Source organism: Bacillus sp. 01N45 (genome assembly GCF_056399205.1).
In genome coordinates this window covers 113,898-132,071 of sequence record NZ_JBFTQW010000013.1, presented here as the reverse complement: position 1 = coordinate 132,071, position 18,174 = coordinate 113,898, and the positions used below count along the sequence as shown (strand labels likewise).

The following is an 18,174-nucleotide window of genomic DNA, read 5'->3' as shown; positions in this document are numbered from 1 at the left end:
GTGCTGTTGGTGCTGTTGGTGCTGTTGGTGCTGTTGGTGCTGTTGGTGCTGTTGGTGCTGTTGGTGCTGTTGGTGCTGTTGGTGCTGTTGGTGCTGTTGGTGCTGTTGGTGCTGTTGGTGCTGTTGACCTTGATGACCGTGTTGACCTTGGTGTCCGTGTTGGCCTTGATGACCGTGTTGACCATGATGACCGTGTTGACCATGATGACCGTGTTGACCATGATGACCGTGCTGGCCTTGATGACCGTGTTGGCCTTGGTGACCATGATGACCGTGTTGACCTTGATGCGTTTGATAAAGAACAGCCTGTGGATATATATGATGGTGTCCGTGGTGATGTACTTGTTGTTGATGGCCGTGTTGACCTTGGTGATGATGATGACCGTGCTGACCTTGTTGGCCTTGGTGATGATGGTGTCCATGATGACTATGTTGACCTTGATGGTGGTGATGTACATGATGACCGTGTTGGCCTTGATGGTGATGATGTACATGATGACCGTGTTGGCCTTGATGGTGGTGATGTCCATGATGACCGTGTTGGCCTTGGTGGTGATGTACATGATGACCGTGAACACCTTGCGGATAACCACCTACTCCACCTGCTACAACACCTACTCCCGGTACCGGAAATCCTGTCTGCACTCCTCCAACGAAAGAAGGAAATGTAGTTGGTACTCCTACTGGAATTCCTGTCTGTACGCCAGCTACTGATGTCGGAAATCCTCCTGTTACTGTAGGCATTCCAGCCCCTGATGTCGAAAACCCTCCCATTAATGTAGGCATTCCAGTTTGCATGCCCGCTACCGATGTTGGAAATCCCCCTGCTCCTCCACCCATCCAGCTCGGAATTCCACCGTACCCTTGTTGGCCAGCTCCTCCCATTAACATCATTTGTGTATAACTGTCCGATTCGCCTCCGAAGAAGCCATGTGGTGCATTATTGTCCATCCCTTTCATTCCTTTCACCTCTTCTACTCAATTTAGCCTACCTTTTTTATCATATTTCCTATAGAAAAATAGGTGTTTGTCTGTATTGGAATTCCGCTCTTTTATTTGTACGTAGTGGAATAGTTGAAAATTTAGATGAAAGAGATCCTGAAATTATTTTCTACACAAAAAAGCTCAGAGCATAAATGCTCTGAGCTTTTATTTAGAATGAATTAGTTTGCAACAACGTTAACAAGTTTTCCAGGAACAACAATTACTTTACGAACTGTTTTCCCTTCAATTTGGTCTTGAATTGCTTCAAGTGCAAGTTGTTCCATTTCTTCTTTTGATGCGTCTTTACTCATTGTTAGTTTCGCGCGAACTTTGCCCATAACTTGAACAACGATTTCAACTTCATCTTCTACAAGTTTAGACTCATCAAATGTTGGCCAGCTTGCATATGTGATTGTTTCATTGTATCCAAGTTTGCTCCATAGCTCTTCCCCGATGTGAGGTGCAACTGGTGCAATCATTTTCACGAAACCTTCTACATATTCTTTCGGAAGTGTTTCAGCTTTATATGCATCGTTAATGAATACCATCATTTGAGAAATCGCTGTATTGAAGCGAAGTTCTGCATAGTCTTCTGTTACTTTCTTCACTGTTTGGTGGTAAGCTTTTTCAAGCTCTTTATTTGGTGCATCCGTAATTTTCTCACTTAATTCACCGTTATCTTGAATGAATAGACGCCATACGCGGTCTAGGAAACGACGAGCTCCGTCAAGACCATTTTCAGACCAAGCGATTGAAGCATCTAATGGTCCCATGAACATTTCATATAGACGAAGTGTATCTGCACCGTGGCTTGCTACGATATCATCAGGGTTTACAACGTTACCTTTTGATTTACTCATTTTCTCGTTGTTTTCACCTAGAATCATACCTTGGTTGAATAATTGTTGGAACGGCTCTTTCGTTGGAACTACACCGATATCGTATAATACTTTGTGCCAGAAACGAGCATATAGTAAGTGAAGTACAGCGTGCTCCGCTCCGCCGATATAAATATCAACTGGAAGCCATTGTTTTACTTTTTCAGGATCTACAAGTGCTTCGCTATTGTTTGGATCGATGTAACGTAGGTAATACCAGCAGCTACCAGCCCATTGTGGCATTGTGTTCGTTTCACGACGACCTTTTTTACCAGTTTCAGGATCAACAACGTTTACCCACTCGTCAATGTTAGCAAGTGGTGATTCACCTGTACCTGAAGGACGGATGTTTTCTGTTTTAGGAAGAACTAATGGTAATTCTTCTTCTTTCACAGCTGTCATTGTGCCATCTTCCCAGTGGATTACTGGAATTGGCTCACCCCAGTAACGTTGACGGCTGAATAACCAGTCACGTAGACGGTACGTTACTTTTTGATTTCCTGCGCTCGTTACTTCAAGCCATTCAATCATTTTTACGATTGCTTCTTCTTTATTTAAACCATCAAGGAATGCTGAGTTTACGTGCGCACCATCACCTGTGTATGCTTCTTTCGTAATGTCTCCGCCTTTTACAACTTCCTTCATTGGAAGATTGAACGTTGATGCGAATTCATAGTCACGCTCATCATGAGCGGGAACTGCCATTACAGCACCTGTTCCGTAAGTTGCAAGAACATAGTCAGCGATCCAGATTGGTAATTTCTCACCATTTACTGGGTTAACTGCGTAAGCACCAGTGAATACACCAGTTTTCTCTTTCGCAAGTTCTGTACGCTCTAGGTCACTCTTCATTTTAACAGAGTTAATGTAAGCTTCTACAGCTTCTTTTTGCTCTGCTGTTGTAATGTCAGCAACAAGCGCATGCTCTGGGGCAAGTACACAGTAGCTCGCACCAAATAGTGTATCAGGACGCGTTGTGAAAACTGTGAATTTCTCGTCTGTACCATCGATGTTGAAGTGTACTTCTGCACCTTCAGAACGACCAATCCAGTTACGTTGCATATCTTTTAAGCTTTCTGGCCAATCAAGCTCATCTAGATCTTCTAATAGACGATCTCCGTAAGCTGTAATTTTTAACATCCACTGTCTCATCGGACGACGCTCAACTGGATGTCCACCGCGCTCACTCTTACCGTCAATGATTTCTTCATTTGCAAGTACTGTACCAAGTGCTGGGCACCAGTTTACAGGTACTTCATCAACGTAAGCTAAACCTTTTTCAAATAGTTTTAGGAAGATCCATTGTGTCCACTTGTAGTAGTTTGGATCTGTTGTATTTACTTCACGATCCCAATCGTAAGAGAAGCCTAATGCTTTAATTTGATTACGGAACGTATTAATATTAAGCTCTGTAAATTCTGCCGGGCTGTTTCCAGTATCAAGTGCATATTGCTCTGCTGGAAGACCGAACGCATCCCATCCCATTGGATGAAGAACGTTATATCCTTGCATACGCTTCATACGAGATAAAATATCTGTCGCTGTATAACCTTCTGGATGTCCTACGTGTAGGCCTGCACCTGATGGATATGGGAACATATCTAGTGCATAAAATTTTGGTTTTTCTGTCTCATCTGGCGTACGGAATGTTTTATTCTCTTCCCAGTACCCTTGCCACTTCTTCTCAATATTTTGATGATTAAAGCTCATGAGATACCCTCCTTGAAATTCTATTTATTTTCACCGCCCAAAATACAAAAAACCTCTCATCCCTAGAAAGGGACGAGAGGTTATAGATTCCCGCGGTACCACCCTAAATTAATGTACAAATATACATTCGCTTAGATCCGTAACGTGGATTAACGGCAATTGCTACTACTAGTTTCACAACTGCAACTCAAAGGCGAGTTCATAACGAAACGTGGATTGACTTGCACCGACCGTCAACTCTCTAAACCAGCTTCTATTACTACTACTCCTTCTCACTGTTATTACAAATATAAGTTAATGTGAACTACCCACCACTTCGTATCTCTAAAGAGCTTACTTGAAGCTAAGGCTTCTCGGTTAATCGTTACTCTTCATAACTAACGAATTCGTCTTAGGACAGCCGAGCTATCTCCCTTGTTCCAAAGGTTGTTTTATTTAAATATATTCTAAAACATGTTACATGTTCCGTCAAACTAAACTGCAATTTTTTCTTCTACTGTTTCTTCTACTTTTACTCGTTTATCATACATGCTCGTTGCAATAATCGCTACTACAAGCATTACCATGATTGCTATAAACAATACTTCCATATTGTATAAATCAACAATTGCTCCGCCAACGACCGGTCCGAACATTTTCCCTACAGTCGCCGCGCTATTTACAACCCCTTGATAAAACCCTAACTTATCTTTTGGTGCAAGTATATTTGCAATGGTCGGAACTGCTGGCCATACGAATAACTCACCAATCGTTAACGTCACCATCGCAACGAGGAACATCGTAAATTGCTGCGCTTGACTTAACACAATAAATGACGCCGCAAAAATGACGATTCCAATCATAATTTGTTGTTTTAAAGAACGCTTCATCCAGCGAATTAACATACTAACAAGTGGCTGCGCACAAACAATCATCGCTCCGTTTATCGTCCATAATAAACTATAATGGCGGAGGCTAATATCTAATTCCCGCATATGAGTCGCAATCGCCCCTTGCCACTGCACATATGTAACCCAGCATAAAGCATATGCTACACATACGATAAGAAGTGCTTTGAATCCAGGTGTAAGTGTCCAGCCTTTTTTCGTTTCGACTTCTTTTTGCACTCCTGGCTCTTTCTTGTCTTCCATACCACGGAATCCAATAAAAGCAATTAAGAAGAAAACAAAGTACAAAACAAAATTGGCTAAGAAAATATAATCAAAACGGTAAGATGCAACTAAACCACCGCACGCTGTTCCGATCGCAATACCAACGTTTTGCCCAACATACATCGCATTAAATGCTCGTCTTCCGCCCTCTGGCCAAACCGTACCGACCATCGCATACATCGATGGGAAGACCATTCCAGAACCAAAGCCGATTAATGCTAGCCACACAACATATAACGGCCAACCGTGGAAGAACACAAGGCCTAAAATCGATACAAGTGTAATGACAATCCCTACTAAAGTTGATTTATAACCGCCCCATTTATCAAACAAAACACCGCCGAGCAAGTTTCCGATTACACCAGTAAGCGAGTTGATCATTAATACCATTCCGGCCACAGATAAAGATTTTCCTAGGTGATCATGCAAATAAATTGTATTAAAAGGCCATAAAAAAGAAGCACCCGTGACATTAATAATCATCCCAGCTACTAATAGCCATACTTTCCTTGGCATAGTCTCCCCTCCTATTCTATTTTTTTCGTTCATCTATAACAGTAAAATTGTAGTCGTTTTTAAATAGGAAGGCAACTGATTAATAGTTGATGAAATTCAGATAATGGTTTTTCGGTAAATGAAATTATATGAATTGTCACTTGAAAATATATCAGCGATTTGGGGAATATATCAGCGAATCTCAAAATATATCGGCGATTCCCGAAATATATGAGCGATTATTAAAATATATCGACTTACCGACAAAAAACGACATCAACAACAATATATAAAAAAGGAAGACTACATAAAGTTCATGCAGTCTCCCCCTTATTTATACTATCCAACTTCTTTTTCTCGCTTCGCACGTTCTTTCGCACTCCATTTAAATATTTTATCTAGTAGAGAGTATATTCTCCCAGACTCCTTCGTTAATAGCGGTCCTAACGATGCTAATATTAAAACGTACAGTGCAGAGAACGGTTTAATCGTTGCCATTAAACCACCCGCAATGCCGATATTGGCTACAATAATGGAGAACTCTCCGCGTGATACAAGGGTTAAACCGATATTCGTAGAAGCCTTATGCGATAACCCGGCTTTACGTCCCGCCATCATTCCAGCTGTAAAATTACCGATGAGCGTAATGAAAACTGCTCCTAATGCCAACCACACTGCTCCTCCAAGTGAAAACGGATCTATACTTAAACCGAAACTGAAAAAGAATATGGCTCCAAAGAAGTCACGAAATGGAACGACGAGATGCTCAATCCGATCACTATGCTCTGTTTCAGAAAAGACGAGTCCTAACAATAATGCTCCAATTGCCTCAGCAACATGAATCGTTTCTGAAAATCCTGCTACAAAGAATAAAATGGCGAATATTACGATAATAAAAATTTCGTTTGACGAAATATCTAATACTTTATTTAGAAACGGCGTAGCTTTTCTAGCGATTACAAAGAATAGTAGCATATACCCTACCGCGATTAACACCGATGTAAGAGCACCTACAAATGATGTTGCACCACCGAGTACTAACCCTGAAACGACTGATAAATATACAGCTAAAAAGATATCATCAAACATAATGATTCCTAATATTAATTCAGTCTCTTTATTACCAGATCTTCTTAAATCAACAATTACTTTTGCAACAATTGCACTCGATGAGATTGTAATGATTCCAGCAATAATTAATGTTTCTAATAAGGGAAAACCCATAACATATCCATAAAGTAAACCCAATATGAAATTAAGCGATATATGAATACTACCCCCAAAAGCAATCGACTTTCCTGATTTAATTAATTTTTTTATTGAGAATTCTAAACCTAAGTAGAATAAGAGGAATATGACGCCAACACGGCCGAGGAAGGAAATAACTTCTCCGCTTTCAATAAACCTTAAATCGATAAGTCCTAAATCTGGGGCATGAGGCCCCACTAACATACCGAGTATAATGAGAAACGGAATAATCGAGAACTTTAACTTCGCAGCGAGGATAGCTGCAAAAGCTACTAATACTAACGCAGTTCCAACTTCAAAGATTAAAGTATCCATCGATTAGGAATCACCTCCTGCTGAAAGCAATTCATTAATAATTCTTTTCACTTCATGTCTTTCACCCGACAATACGAGCATATCGCCAGCTTCAATAATAGAATCTGGACCTGGATTAAAGAATTTCTTCATATTCTTTTTCAAAATAGCAATAATCGTTACGTTATATGTTTTTCTGACATGTAAGCTACCAATTGTTTGTTGTACTACTGGTGCATTATTCTCCACCTTAAACCATTCAATTGATAATCCTTCAAAAGCCATCTCAATTGTGTCTAGCGCTTGCGGCCTATATACCATTCCGCCTAATATAGCCGCAATTTGTCTCGCTTCAGAATCACGAAGAGAAATGCTTGAAATACTCTCATCATGATCCGCATCAAAATGATACATTTCTCTTCGGCCATCATCATGAATCACAATAACCATTTTTTCATTACCTTTTGTTATCACTTCAAATTTACATCCAATGCCAGGTAGTTCACTCTCTCTAATATTCATATTTTCCGCCTCCTAAAGTTTTTAGTTACGGCTCTTACAAATCTACATCAATCTCTGTTTTAAACTTCTCATCTTTTGAGATTCCTAAATACTTGAGCGTTTCTGATGGAGTTGCGTGATGAAAATGCTTTTGCAATAGCGCAATCGCTATTCCTCTTTTGTACGCATGAAATCCAAATGTTTTTCGCATTGAATTCGTTCCAATCTTTCCAACAATCCCAACCGCTTCAGCTGCGCTATGGATAACACGATATGCTTGTTGGCGTGAGATTGAATTTTTCGTTTTATTAGATTGAAATACGTAGTTTTCTCTTTGAGCATCAATAGATTGTGCGTACTCTAAAAGGGCTTCTTTTACTTTTGTATTTAAATAAATATCTTGTTTAAATTTTTCATCTTTCACAGGAAGAGAATAGAACTCTTTAACAGTTCCATCTTCATTCAATACCTCTTCAAATTTCATACTAAGTAGTTCAGTGATCTTTAATCCAGTGTTAATTCCAATAACAAATAAAAGATAATCTCGCTGCGAATGCTCTTTTAAATACTTTTTCATAGCCTCAATTTGGCTTATATCTTTTAATGCCTCTACAACTTCCATACATGTATCTCCTCATCTTATGAACGGTAATTTTCTCATTATCCTGTCCATTTTACCTTATCATGCTATGAGATTTCCATGTATTATCCATTATTTTCACAATATACTCTTACGACAATTTTTCATTTGGAAATTTATGATTGTACAAATACGGTGTGGGTAGAAAAAATAGGGGGAGTACAAGTTCAGCTTCTTTCTACAGATCGGATTACTCCTTTCATTTTCCGGTTGCTGATACTTTCATATTATGTTACTTATTTACATTATATTATATATTTCAGTAACATTAAAGTGTTTTTTCTGAAAATACAAAAAGCCGAGCACTTTCACTCGGCTTTTTACCTATTAATCTTCTTTTGGAAGAACAATTCCTTTATACAATTGAACTGTAATGAAGTAATAAATCGCATAAATAACTACGAAAATTACGATCGGTACCCAAATACGGAAGTAAGGATCCATTAAAATAAATCCGAAAATATTCATACCAACTAATACGTGAGCAATACCCACAATTGCCGGGAATAAGAATACTAAGAATAATTCTTTATAAATCGATTTCGTTAATAACTCACGGCGCACACCGATTTTACGAAGCATTTGATAACGCGTAATATCTTTTGATGCACCAGAAAGAATTTTAAACATTAAACAACTTGCCATCATTGCTAAGAACGCAATTCCGAGGAAGAATCCCATAAATACTGTTCCACTCGCAACGCCGTAGAATCCATTGTAAGATTGATATTTACTATCTAATCTTTCAGCTTTTACATTTTTATATTTAACTAGCTGCAACTCGTCAAGTTTTTTCCATTCTTTTGTGTATGCTACAAAATCGTCTGTTTTTCCAGTAACTACGATTCCTTCTTTACCATTTACAGTATCGTACATTTTCTGATCTACAATTTTAATTGCATGATCTTCATATAGATAAAATGGCTGAATTGTTCTGAAAGCCTCGTTCCATTCTTCTGGAAGTTCTTTAGCACTCGCATCTTTTTCATTCATTTCTCTAGAAACTGCACCTACTGGCAGTTCCTCTGAAACTTTCTTTATTTTTCCTAAATCCTTCATACTTTCCATCTGTTTTGTATCTTGTACGAAAGGAGGATTTTTCTCTAAATCTTCTTTTACATAATAAACGTATTTATTATCAACTTTGTAACGATATTCATTTTTCTCTTTAAATGTAATACCATCTAAAATATTCTTTTCTTCAGCTGTTGGGTTATGAATAACTGAATCATATATTACTAAACCATCAACCATTTTTATAACGTTATTTTTAAACGCCATACCACCTGAAATTGCACCCGCTCCAAGAGCAACTAACATCGCTACCGTTGCAAGTACTTTCGTTAAGCTATTAATACGGAAATTTAATTGTGCAAACGTAAAAGCATTAAGTCCTTTTTCACTACGTTTTTTATTACTCTTTAACTTTCTAATGATAACTGGGAGAAGTGATCCAAATAGCATGTAAGTACCAGTTGTTGTTGTAATTAATGCAATAAGGATTCCCATTTCTCTTAGTTTTGCCATATAAATCATTGATGCATAGCCAATTCCTAATAAAATAACAGCAAGGATTGCAACGACACCTGTCATTTTTCCTTTTACTGCAACACGCTCTGTTTGTGCATCTGCATGTACAAGTTGCAGTACAGAAATACGTGATAACTTAATACTGTTCATAATTGCTGATAATACAAATAGTGCAAAGAAGAAAATGCAAGTAACAGTCATAGATGGAAGATAAAATGCTTTATAGCCTTCACCAGCAAATTCTAATTGTTTCATTAATAACTGTCCGATACCTTCTGCAAGTCCTACACCAACTGTAATACCAATCGCAAGAGACGCAGCACCTAATACAATCGTTTCAATAAACATAAGCAATGTAACTTTATGTTTTTTTGCTCCTAACATCATGTACATACCAAACTCTTTTTGACGAAGAGATAATAAGAAAGAGTTCGCATATAAAATATAGAAGAACGTTATAATGGCTAGTAAAAATGAACCTGCCTGGAATACGAATCCAATTGATTGAATAACTGAGTTAGATTCAATAAACGCTTTATTAAGCGCTAACGTTTGGAACATATAAAAAATTGAGATAGACATGACAAGACCAACAAGTAAGACGATATAATCTTTCAGCTTACTCTTCAGCCCCGACATGGAAAGTTTAAATAACATACTGGAACCTCCTTTCTTACGCTTTTTGTGTACCTAAATCTGCAAGTACATCTAAAATTTCTTTGTAGAACTCTTCACGCGTACCACCGCGATGAATTTCTTTATATAGCTCACCATCTTGAATGAATAAAATACGCTGACAGTAACTTGCACTATACGGATCATGCGTAACCATCATAATCGATACACCTTGATCTTTATTTAAGTTTGTCATCGCATCAAGTAAACTCGTTGCATTTTTAGAATCAAGAGCTCCTGTTGGCTCGTCCCCTAAAATAATTGCTGGCTCATGCACAAGTGCACGCGCTGCTGCTGAACGCTGCTTTTGTCCACCAGATACTTCAGATGGATACTTTTGAAGAATTTCTGTAATCCCTAGCATATCCACTACTTTTTCTACTTTCGGTCCAATATTACGTGATGAAACACCTTGAAGGGAAAGTGGAAGTGCGATGTTTTCATAAATAGATAAGTTCTCTAATAAGTTAAAGTCTTGGAAGATAAATCCTAATTTTTGTGAACGGAAATCAGAAAGCTCACCTTGCTTCATTTTCGTAATATCCGTACCCGCAATTTCAACAACGCCGCCCGTTGCTTTATCAAGCGTTGAAATTACATTTAATAATGTCGTTTTACCAGAACCAGATGGTCCCATAATTCCAACAAACTCACCCTCTTGAATTGAGAATGAAACACCTTTTAACGCGTGTGATTGGTTCTCACCTTTTTTACCGTACACTTTTTGAACGTTTTTCACGTCTACAACTGGTTTCGTCATATATATCCTCCTACGCTTGTTTTTCCATTACCTATTTTGCGCCTTTTAGAAGAGAACTGCTATTTGTTAACATTACAATTACCTTACACTTTTGTAATATAAAAAAGGCGCGCGTGTAAGGTTCGTTTTTTTTAGATCAACCTCATTGGTAAATGCAATTTTATCAGCGATTCTCAAAGGAATATCGACTTACCGAAAAAAGATGACAATAAAAATAGACTGTTCCACAAAAGGAACAGCCCAATTCTCTCCTTATTTCTTTAAAGGTGTTACCGTCCAATACGTAATAACACGCCAAATCCATTCTAGTGGACCCATTTTAAAGATTTTCATCCAAATTACACTAAACACAATTTGAATAGCATAAATTGCGATACATACATATAACGTCTGCATGTATGTTAAGTTTCCTGCAAAGTTACATACACTACCAGCAATTAAAATCATTGCAGTTTGTCCGATATAATTCGTTAAAGCCATACGACCGTAGTATTTCAATGGTGCTAACAATGTTTGAACTGGTTTTAACTGAAGTAATAAAATTAATGCTCCTACATAGAAAGCTGAAATAATTGGTCCAACTGTAACACCAATTTTTAAGAATTGACCTGCAGCGTCCATTGTTCCATCTTCATTCATAATTATCATATTTACAAATGGATTAGCAGGAACGTGCCCATATTGATACCATAACGCTGCAACACTTAAAACAAACATAATGCCTGTAAAAATAGCGACTTGTTTGATTTTTGCTGAAAGGTTTTCAAACACTTTATACTGCCCTGCAGCAAGACCTAATAAAATTAAACCTAATGGTAATAATTCCTTAGCTGCCATAATACTAAAAGCTATCGTAAGAATAAGACCGAGTACTACATTCACTTCTTTTTTCGCTTTATAAAACGGTAAAACGACTAATCCACAAATTGCGTATAACGCTAGTGCTTCTCCAGGCTGAAACATTTGATGAATTAAACCAAAAATAAATAGTGCAACTACGCGGCGTAGAAATAGAACGTACCCATTCTTCCCTTTCGCAATTGCTCTTGTAATAAAGATGTAGAATCCTACTCCAAATAAGAATGAGAAAATCGAGAAGAAACGACCTTCTACAAATAAGTATAGAAACCTTTGATAACTGGCATCTACTGTATTAGGATCGGGTACCTTAATATTGAGTAGTGCAAGAATATTTACTAAAATAATCCCCAGTAATGCGAAGCCACGAATGTAATCTAACTCATCAATTCGTTTGTTTGTAATGTTGTTCCCCATAAAGCAACTCCTTGTCCAAAATTTAATCCTCCCTTACTCTACTGGAAAAGTAAGCTTACAACTATCGGCAAACCTTACAGAAATCTTACATTATTGTCATATAGCAAAATAAAACCAGGTCATATTGCGACCTGGTTTACTCTGATTGCTTTGATCTTTGAGGTTGTCCTTTTTTACTGTTGCGCTGTTTCACTTGAACAACTGGATCAAGTTCATTTGAAAACTCAGCGTTATGTCCATTTTGCGTTTTTTGCTCTGGATTATTTTGATCGGAACGTTTCGCCATTACATTCACTCCTTATTAGTGCGGTGTAATAATCATTTGATGTTGCAGTTGGCGAATTGCCATGCGTGCTCTATTTAACTGCTCACGTTGCTCATCATTCGCATGTTGCTGCATCGTTTGTAAATCGTTATATGCTTGTTCTAATTGTAACTGTGCATCTGAATACTCCATCGTATTATAATGCTCTTGTCTCATACCTTGGTCTAATTGTTCTTTCGCATATTCCACCGCTTGTTCCGCTTGTGTAATATACGATTCAAGTGATTGACGCTCTGCCATAATTGTCCCTCCTTGCTTCAATTCCCCTTTAGTGTGTCCCTTCCATCTCTACCTTATGAGTATGTTATAATGGATTTTGTTTCATTTTGACTCGGCTTAGGAGGGAAAGTAATGAAGGTTCAAAACCCTTTTCCATATACAAACGACAATAAACGTTATCATACATGGAATTACCATTTACGAAATGAATTTGGTGAAAAAATCTTTAAAGTTTCATTAGATGCTGGCTTCGATTGCCCGAACCGTGACGGTACAGTTGCTTACGGTGGTTGTACATTTTGTAGTGCTGCCGGATCTGGTGACTTCGCTGGTGATCGCCGCGATGATGTTATAACGCAATATCATGAAATGAAAGAAAAAATGCGCTCAAAGTGGAAAGACGGAAAATGTATCGCTTATTTCCAAGCGTACACAAATACACATGCACCACTTGAAGTGTTAAAAGAAAAATTCGAACCGCTTCTAGCAGAAAAAGACGTTGTCGGTCTTTCTATCGCCACTCGTCCAGATTGCTTACCGGACGATGTCGTTGAATATTTAGCGGACTTAAATAAACGCACATACCTTTGGGTTGAACTCGGTTTACAAACTGTTCACGAACGAACTGCAAACCTTATTAATCGCGCTCATGATTACCCATCTTACGTGGAAGGTGTAAATAAATTACGTAAGCATGGCATTAGAGTTTGCTCTCATATTATTAACGGTCTTCCACTTGAAGATTACGACATGATGATGGAAACAGCTCGTGAAGTAGCGAAGCTTGATGTACAAGGAATTAAAATTCATTTACTTCATTTATTAAAAGGAACGCCAATGGTGAAGCAATATGAAAAAGGACAACTAGAATTCCTTTCTCTTGAAGATTACGTAAGTCTCGTTGTTGACCAACTTGAAATGATTCCAGAAGACGTAATTGTGCACCGTATCACAGGTGACGGTCCGCCTGACTTAATGATTGGTCCAATGTGGAGCTTAAATAAATGGGAAGTATTAAATTCCATCGATGCAGAATTTGTACGCCGCGGAAGCTGGCAAGGAAAATATGCAAATGAGGAGAAACAACAATGAAATTAGAACGTGTATTACCGTTTGCTCGCACACTACTGCAAACGGCAGTAAAAGAAGGCGATTACGCTGTAGATGCAACGCTCGGCAATGGACATGACACATGCTTCCTAGCTGAAATCGTTGGAGATAACGGAAAAGTATTTGGATTTGATATTCAAAAAGAAGCAATTGAAAGCTCTACTATCCGTCTAAAAGAAAAAGAGCTTTTTGAACGTACTGTTTTAGTTCACGATAGTCACGATACGCTTCTATCCGTACTACCAGAAGATGCAAAAGGAAAAGTAACAGGCGCTATCTTCAACTTAGGTTACCTTCCTGGTGGTGACAAGCATATCGTTACAAAACCGAACTCAACACTCTCGGCAATTGAACAATTACTAGAAGTAATGGCACCTGAAGGAATCATCGTCCTTGTCATTTACCACGGACACCCAGAAGGACAAGTAGAACGCGACGCTGTTCTCAAATTTGCAGAAGAACTCGACCAAAAACAAGCTCACGTACTACGATACGGCTTCATTAACCAGCAAAATAACCCACCATTTATTGTGGCGATTGAGAAGCGATAAAATATATCAACGATTTTTTCGATATATCGACGATTCGACAAAACATAACAAAAAAAGACGTGCACTCATTGCACGTCTTTTTCTTATTCTCCTATATAATGGATATATACACTATTTGAAGAAAGAAGGATAGAACTTTGCTAGTAGAACTAAGGGGAATTCAAAAGAAGTACGGCAAATCACTTATACTAGACAACATCGATTTATCCATTCCAGAAGGAGAGGCACTCGCTATTATTGGCGGKAACGGGACTGGAAAAAGTACTCTACTCAAAATAATTGCAGGATTTATTTCACCTACAACAGGGACACTTCAAAGAAAAGAACATATACAAATTGGCTATGTACCTGAACATTTTCCTGAAGGGATTCGTTTTACATTAGAGGATTATTTATATCATCTCGGCCACATCCACGGCTTATCAACAAAATATTTAAAAGATAAAATTCCGATGCTTCTTGAATCTTTTCATTTACATCATGCAAGGCATTCCGTTTTACGAAACTTTTCAAAAGGTATGAAACAAAAAACTGGCATTATGCAAGCATTGCTTACAGACGTCCATTTATTAATTTTAGATGAACCTCTTTCTGGACTTGATCCTAACTCTCAGCAAGAATTAGAACATATTTTACTCTCATTAAAACAACAAGGCATATCTATACTCTTCACATGTCATGAAAAACAACTACTAGAAAACTTCGCCGATAGAATTGTGACGTTAGCAAATCATACAATCACAGAAGATATCTCTGTGCAAAAAGTGGCAGAACAAGTCTATATTGAAGCAATCGTTCACGAAACGTTTTCAGCGATAGAACTACGGAAACAATTAGGTTTTATACACGTTACACACAATTCAAATCAAAACCTTATTCAATTACAAATCGAAAAAGAATATACAAACGAAATGCTTCAGTTTTTATTACATAAAAAAGCATCTATCACACTGCTACAACCTAACTTTTAAATCGAAAGAAGGTTTATTATGTTTGCTCTTATTCGTTATCACTTTCTCGACTATACAAAATCGTATAAGTACGTCCCTCCTATTGCGATGTACTTTGTGAGCTTACTTTTTGTATATACATATAAGCCGACTCCTATTGTACCGACATACTTAGAAACAGCTCTCGCCCTTTATTTATTATCTGCCTGGATTACAATCACAATTTTTCATACGGAAGATCCTGTACAAGAACAAATTACTATTTCTCACACAAATAATATTTCCGCACTATATGTGGGTAAATATATTACCGCTCTTCTCATTTGTACTGTGCTATCTTTTATATCCGTAATCTATCCAATGATTTTGCAAATGTTTAATGAAAAAATGACAGTTTCTTTATTCCTAGTCGGATTTCTCGCTCATATGTCTTTCTCTATACTAGGAATTTCAATTGCAACTTTATTTACTAGAAATATGATTCCAAAAGCAAGCACAGCTTGGCTTAGCCTGATATTTATATTACTTATAACAATCGCCTCAATCCGGTTTAAAAAAGAGTTACTATGGTTTTTACCACCTGTCGAAAGCTTTCTAATGCTTGGACAATACAAATTTAATATACTTACTCACACGCTATGGCTCACAGCTTGGGCTATCGTATATTCATTTTTATTACTTACTTTATTTCTTTTTGTCCTTCGTAAAAAACGTTTTTAATTACATATTAAAGGAGACAAACCAATGATCGGAATACTAGCAGGAATGGGACCAAAATCAACTGGGCCATTCGTTGATACAGTTGTAGCAGGGTGCCAAACTATATACGGAGCAAAGCATGATATGGACTTTCCTCATATGATGATTTATTCTTGTCCGACACCGTTTTATATGGATCGGCCTATTGATCATGAGGCGATGAAAAAAGCAATTATTGAAGGGGCACAAAAACTTGAAAGTATTGGCGTAGACTTTATCGCTATGCCCTGCAATACAGCGCATCTTTATTTTGAAGAATTACAGCATTCTCTTTCTATCCCGATTTTAAATATAGTCGATGAGACGTTACAAGCAATTCCTGAAAGTACAAAAAGAGTCGCGCTTCTCGCAACAGAAGCGACAATTCAAGCTGGTATTTATCAAGACGGTATTGCAAAACGGAATATAGAATACATTCATCATGGAAAATGGCAAGAAATGATTAATCAAACTATTTCTTGTATTAAAGGCGGAGAAATTGAAAAAGCCCGCGAATTGTGGCATACGCTCGTTTTACAATTGAGAAATGAAGTAGATACCGCAATTATCGCATGTACCGATTTAAATGTTGTGGCGGATGAGGATTTTGTTGATTCCTCTCAATGTCTTGCTGAGGCGGTTGTTAGGATGTATCTATCAAATACAAAGAAATCTTCATAAACATAGAAAACCTCCCCAAAACTTTTAACATTTTTCACAATTCCTTCAAAATATCCACACTTAATCTCGCTATATTAAAATGAGGAATTTATTCATATAGGGAAGGTTAGGGGAACTGAAAGTATGAAAGTAAATCGTTCGCTTCATTACATTTTTTGGCGTTGGCATTTTTATGCTGGGCTTTTTATTACACCGCTTCTTATTACGTTGTCACTGAGCGGAATTGGGTATTTATTTCGGGAAGAAGTTGAAGATTTCATCTATAAAGATTTATATTTTGGGAAGAGCGCCCAAACGGAATCTATTTCGATGTCTGATTCTATTTCCTTAACAGAGAAAAAATATCCACATTATAGTGTGGCGAAAATTAGTGAGTTTAATGGGGATTATAATACGAGGCTTACTATTGCAAATGAATATACAGGGCAACAAAAATATGTGTATTTAGATAGCAATAATCAAATTATTGGAGATCAAAATGCAAGTGAAACGTTTGCCAATATAATGCGGGAATTACATAGTTCTCTTTTAGTTGGTGGCACTGTCGTCAACTATACTGTAGAGCTTGCGGCATGCTGGACAATCTTTTTAATTGTGACTGGATTGTATATGAGTATACGCCAGTTCAAAAACACACCGGCATCCACTAAGCGAGAAAAAGCAAAACGACGTCATTCTATTATCGGTATTATATTTACAATTCCACTCGTTTTGTTAGTCGCATCTGGATTGCCATGGTCAGGATTTATGGGTAACCAAATTTATAAAATCGCATCGTCGAATGAATCGATTGGATATCCCAAGTTGTATATGGCACCGCCTGAATCAAAGGTAAAAGAATTGCCGTGGGCAACAAGAAAAGAAGCTCCTCCTGAATCGAATTCAAATGAGCCAAAAACAATTTCTGTCGATGAATTACAAAAAGGAATTGAAATAAAAAAGCCATACGTTATCTCACTACCAACTGATCCGAAAGGTGTATTCACCGTTTCGAAATCGAGCGGTTCTGGTATTACGGGCATGGATGTGGCACCAAATGAAGAAATAACAGCTTACTTTGATCAATATAGCGGAAAACTCATTTCAAAAACGGACTATCGTGATTATGGCTTATTTGCACAATGGTTCACTTACGGTATCCCGCTTCACGAAGGTCATTTATTCGGATGGCCAAATAAAATATTATGCTTACTAACGACATTATCTTTATTACTTCTTATTTATTACGGAGTAAAAATGTGGTTTGCAAGAAAGCCGAAAGGAAAATTAGCAGCACCGCCAAAACAAAGAGATAAGAAAAGCATAATCGTTTTCTTTATCATGATGGTTATACTAGGCGCTGTCATGCCTTTATTCGGACTATCTGTTTTAGTTATTTTCGCAATTGAACTTCTCATATATGTATTTGCAAAAATACGATCATAATAAAAAGCATTTGTACTCCCGTGTACAAATGCTT

The 18,174-nt window shown here is 37.6% G+C and carries 17 protein-coding genes and 1 other annotated feature; of the genes, 6 read left to right on the top strand and 11 right to left on the bottom strand.

Translation table 11 applies throughout. The features are described from left to right. From AC1DMU_RS24815 to AC1DMU_RS24765, 11 genes are all read right to left on the bottom strand, one after another. Nucleotides 1–960, bottom strand: a 960-nt coding sequence (locus tag AC1DMU_RS24815) for a hypothetical protein (RefSeq protein ID WP_476941589.1), incomplete at its 3' end; no start/stop codon positions are given. A 203-nt stretch (nt 961–1,163) separates the two neighbouring features. After that, on the bottom strand, nt 1,164–3,572 hold the full coding sequence (gene leuS, locus AC1DMU_RS24810; protein ID WP_000009479.1) for a leucine--tRNA ligase: 2,409 nt from the start codon (nt 3,570–3,572) through the stop codon (nt 1,164–1,166). Between the two features lie 65 nt (nt 3,573–3,637). Beyond that, nucleotides 3,638–3,857: a binding site (T-box leader), on the bottom strand. 188 nt (nt 3,858–4,045) lie between these two features. Further along, on the bottom strand, nt 4,046–5,239 hold the full coding sequence (locus tag AC1DMU_RS24805) for an MDR family MFS transporter (protein ID WP_001137571.1): 1,194 nt from the start codon (nt 5,237–5,239) through the stop codon (nt 4,046–4,048). Between the two features lie 318 nt (nt 5,240–5,557). Continuing rightward, complete coding sequence (locus AC1DMU_RS24800) at nt 5,558–6,781, bottom strand: cation:proton antiporter (RefSeq protein ID WP_087984862.1); 1,224 nt, start codon at nt 6,779–6,781, stop codon at nt 5,558–5,560. Nucleotides 6,782–6,784: 3 nt separating this feature from the next. After that, a complete protein-coding gene (locus tag AC1DMU_RS24795) occupies nt 6,785–7,282 on the bottom strand; it encodes a cation:proton antiporter regulatory subunit (RefSeq protein WP_001026048.1) in 498 nt (165 codons plus the stop codon). A 34-nt stretch (nt 7,283–7,316) separates the two neighbouring features. Next, on the bottom strand, nt 7,317–7,883 hold the full coding sequence (locus tag AC1DMU_RS24790; RefSeq protein ID WP_088064616.1) for a tyrosine-type recombinase/integrase: 567 nt from the start codon (nt 7,881–7,883) through the stop codon (nt 7,317–7,319). Between the two features lie 345 nt (nt 7,884–8,228). Then, the gene (locus AC1DMU_RS24785; protein ID WP_088064617.1) at nt 8,229–10,088 is read right to left on the bottom strand and encodes an FtsX-like permease family protein; all 1,860 of its coding nucleotides are present in this window, start codon (nt 10,086–10,088) and stop codon (nt 8,229–8,231) included. A gap of 16 nt (nt 10,089–10,104) precedes the next feature. Continuing rightward, a complete protein-coding gene (locus AC1DMU_RS24780; protein ID WP_476941588.1) occupies nt 10,105–10,866 on the bottom strand; it encodes an ABC transporter ATP-binding protein in 762 nt (253 codons plus the stop codon). A gap of 252 nt (nt 10,867–11,118) precedes the next feature. After that, nucleotides 11,119–12,141: a DUF418 domain-containing protein gene (locus AC1DMU_RS24775; RefSeq protein WP_088064618.1), complete on the bottom strand. Its 1,023-nt coding sequence runs from the start codon at nt 12,139–12,141 to the stop codon at nt 11,119–11,121. 136 nt (nt 12,142–12,277) lie between these two features. Then, nucleotides 12,278–12,427: a hypothetical protein gene (locus AC1DMU_RS24770; protein ID WP_001129345.1), complete on the bottom strand. Its 150-nt coding sequence runs from the start codon at nt 12,425–12,427 to the stop codon at nt 12,278–12,280. A gap of 15 nt (nt 12,428–12,442) precedes the next feature. Continuing rightward, complete coding sequence (locus tag AC1DMU_RS24765; RefSeq protein ID WP_000840869.1) at nt 12,443–12,706, bottom strand: YtzC family protein; 264 nt, start codon at nt 12,704–12,706, stop codon at nt 12,443–12,445. Between the two features lie 111 nt (nt 12,707–12,817). On the opposite strand from AC1DMU_RS24765, the gene mnmL reads away from it, so the two are divergent. The 6 genes from mnmL (at nt 12,818) to AC1DMU_RS24735 (ending at nt 18,140) form a co-directional block, all read left to right on the top strand. Then, nucleotides 12,818–13,777: a tRNA modification radical SAM protein MnmL/YtqA gene (mnmL, locus tag AC1DMU_RS24760; protein WP_029440192.1), complete on the top strand. Its 960-nt coding sequence runs from the start codon at nt 12,818–12,820 to the stop codon at nt 13,775–13,777. Continuing rightward, entirely contained in the window at nt 13,774–14,346 is a 573-nt protein-coding gene (gene mnmM / locus AC1DMU_RS24755) for a tRNA 5-(aminomethyl)-2-thiouridylate-methyltransferase MnmM (protein WP_088064619.1), read from the top strand. Before mnmL ends, mnmM begins: the two co-directional genes overlap by 4 nt. Before the next feature lie 137 nt (nt 14,347–14,483). Beyond that, a complete protein-coding gene (locus AC1DMU_RS24750; protein WP_088064620.1) occupies nt 14,484–15,317 on the top strand; it encodes an ABC transporter ATP-binding protein in 834 nt (277 codons plus the stop codon). An 18-nt stretch (nt 15,318–15,335) separates the two neighbouring features. Next, nucleotides 15,336–16,016 carry an ABC transporter permease gene (locus AC1DMU_RS24745; RefSeq protein WP_088064621.1) on the top strand — a complete coding sequence of 227 codons (681 nt, stop codon included), beginning with the start codon at nt 15,336–15,338 and terminating at the stop codon, nt 16,014–16,016. A gap of 24 nt (nt 16,017–16,040) precedes the next feature. Continuing rightward, nucleotides 16,041–16,715 carry an aspartate/glutamate racemase family protein gene (locus AC1DMU_RS24740; RefSeq protein WP_088064622.1) on the top strand — a complete coding sequence of 225 codons (675 nt, stop codon included), beginning with the start codon at nt 16,041–16,043 and terminating at the stop codon, nt 16,713–16,715. Nucleotides 16,716–16,838: 123 nt separating this feature from the next. Further along, the gene (locus AC1DMU_RS24735; RefSeq protein WP_088064623.1) at nt 16,839–18,140 is read left to right on the top strand and encodes a PepSY-associated TM helix domain-containing protein; all 1,302 of its coding nucleotides are present in this window, start codon (nt 16,839–16,841) and stop codon (nt 18,138–18,140) included. Nucleotides 18,141–18,174: the final 34 nt, after the last annotated feature.

What these genes read in the sequence shown, in the direction of transcription:
- mnmM (WP_088064619.1), top strand. Translation starts at nt 13,774, where the DNA reads ATGAAATTAGAACGTGTATTACCGTTTGCTCGCACACTACTGCAAACG.
- AC1DMU_RS24780 (WP_476941588.1), bottom strand. Translation starts at nt 10,866, where the DNA reads ATGACGAAACCAGTTGTAGACGTGAAAAACGTTCAAAAAGTGTACGGT.
- AC1DMU_RS24765 (WP_000840869.1), bottom strand. Translation starts at nt 12,706, where the DNA reads ATGGCAGAGCGTCAATCACTTGAATCGTATATTACACAAGCGGAACAA.
- AC1DMU_RS24745 (WP_088064621.1), top strand. Translation starts at nt 15,336, where the DNA reads ATGTTTGCTCTTATTCGTTATCACTTTCTCGACTATACAAAATCGTAT.
- AC1DMU_RS24775 (WP_088064618.1), bottom strand. Translation starts at nt 12,141, where the DNA reads ATGGGGAACAACATTACAAACAAACGAATTGATGAGTTAGATTACATT.
- AC1DMU_RS24785 (WP_088064617.1), bottom strand. Translation starts at nt 10,088, where the DNA reads ATGTTATTTAAACTTTCCATGTCGGGGCTGAAGAGTAAGCTGAAAGAT.
- AC1DMU_RS24735 (WP_088064623.1), top strand. Translation starts at nt 16,839, where the DNA reads ATGAAAGTAAATCGTTCGCTTCATTACATTTTTTGGCGTTGGCATTTT.
- AC1DMU_RS24770 (WP_001129345.1), bottom strand. Translation starts at nt 12,427, where the DNA reads ATGGCGAAACGTTCCGATCAAAATAATCCAGAGCAAAAAACGCAAAAT.
- AC1DMU_RS24790 (WP_088064616.1), bottom strand. Translation starts at nt 7,883, where the DNA reads ATGGAAGTTGTAGAGGCATTAAAAGATATAAGCCAAATTGAGGCTATG.
- AC1DMU_RS24740 (WP_088064622.1), top strand. Translation starts at nt 16,041, where the DNA reads ATGATCGGAATACTAGCAGGAATGGGACCAAAATCAACTGGGCCATTC.
- AC1DMU_RS24805 (WP_001137571.1), bottom strand. Translation starts at nt 5,239, where the DNA reads ATGCCAAGGAAAGTATGGCTATTAGTAGCTGGGATGATTATTAATGTC.
- mnmL (WP_029440192.1), top strand. Translation starts at nt 12,818, where the DNA reads ATGAAGGTTCAAAACCCTTTTCCATATACAAACGACAATAAACGTTAT.
- AC1DMU_RS24795 (WP_001026048.1), bottom strand. Translation starts at nt 7,282, where the DNA reads ATGAATATTAGAGAGAGTGAACTACCTGGCATTGGATGTAAATTTGAA.
- AC1DMU_RS24800 (WP_087984862.1), bottom strand. Translation starts at nt 6,781, where the DNA reads ATGGATACTTTAATCTTTGAAGTTGGAACTGCGTTAGTATTAGTAGCT.
- leuS (WP_000009479.1), bottom strand. Translation starts at nt 3,572, where the DNA reads ATGAGCTTTAATCATCAAAATATTGAGAAGAAGTGGCAAGGGTACTGG.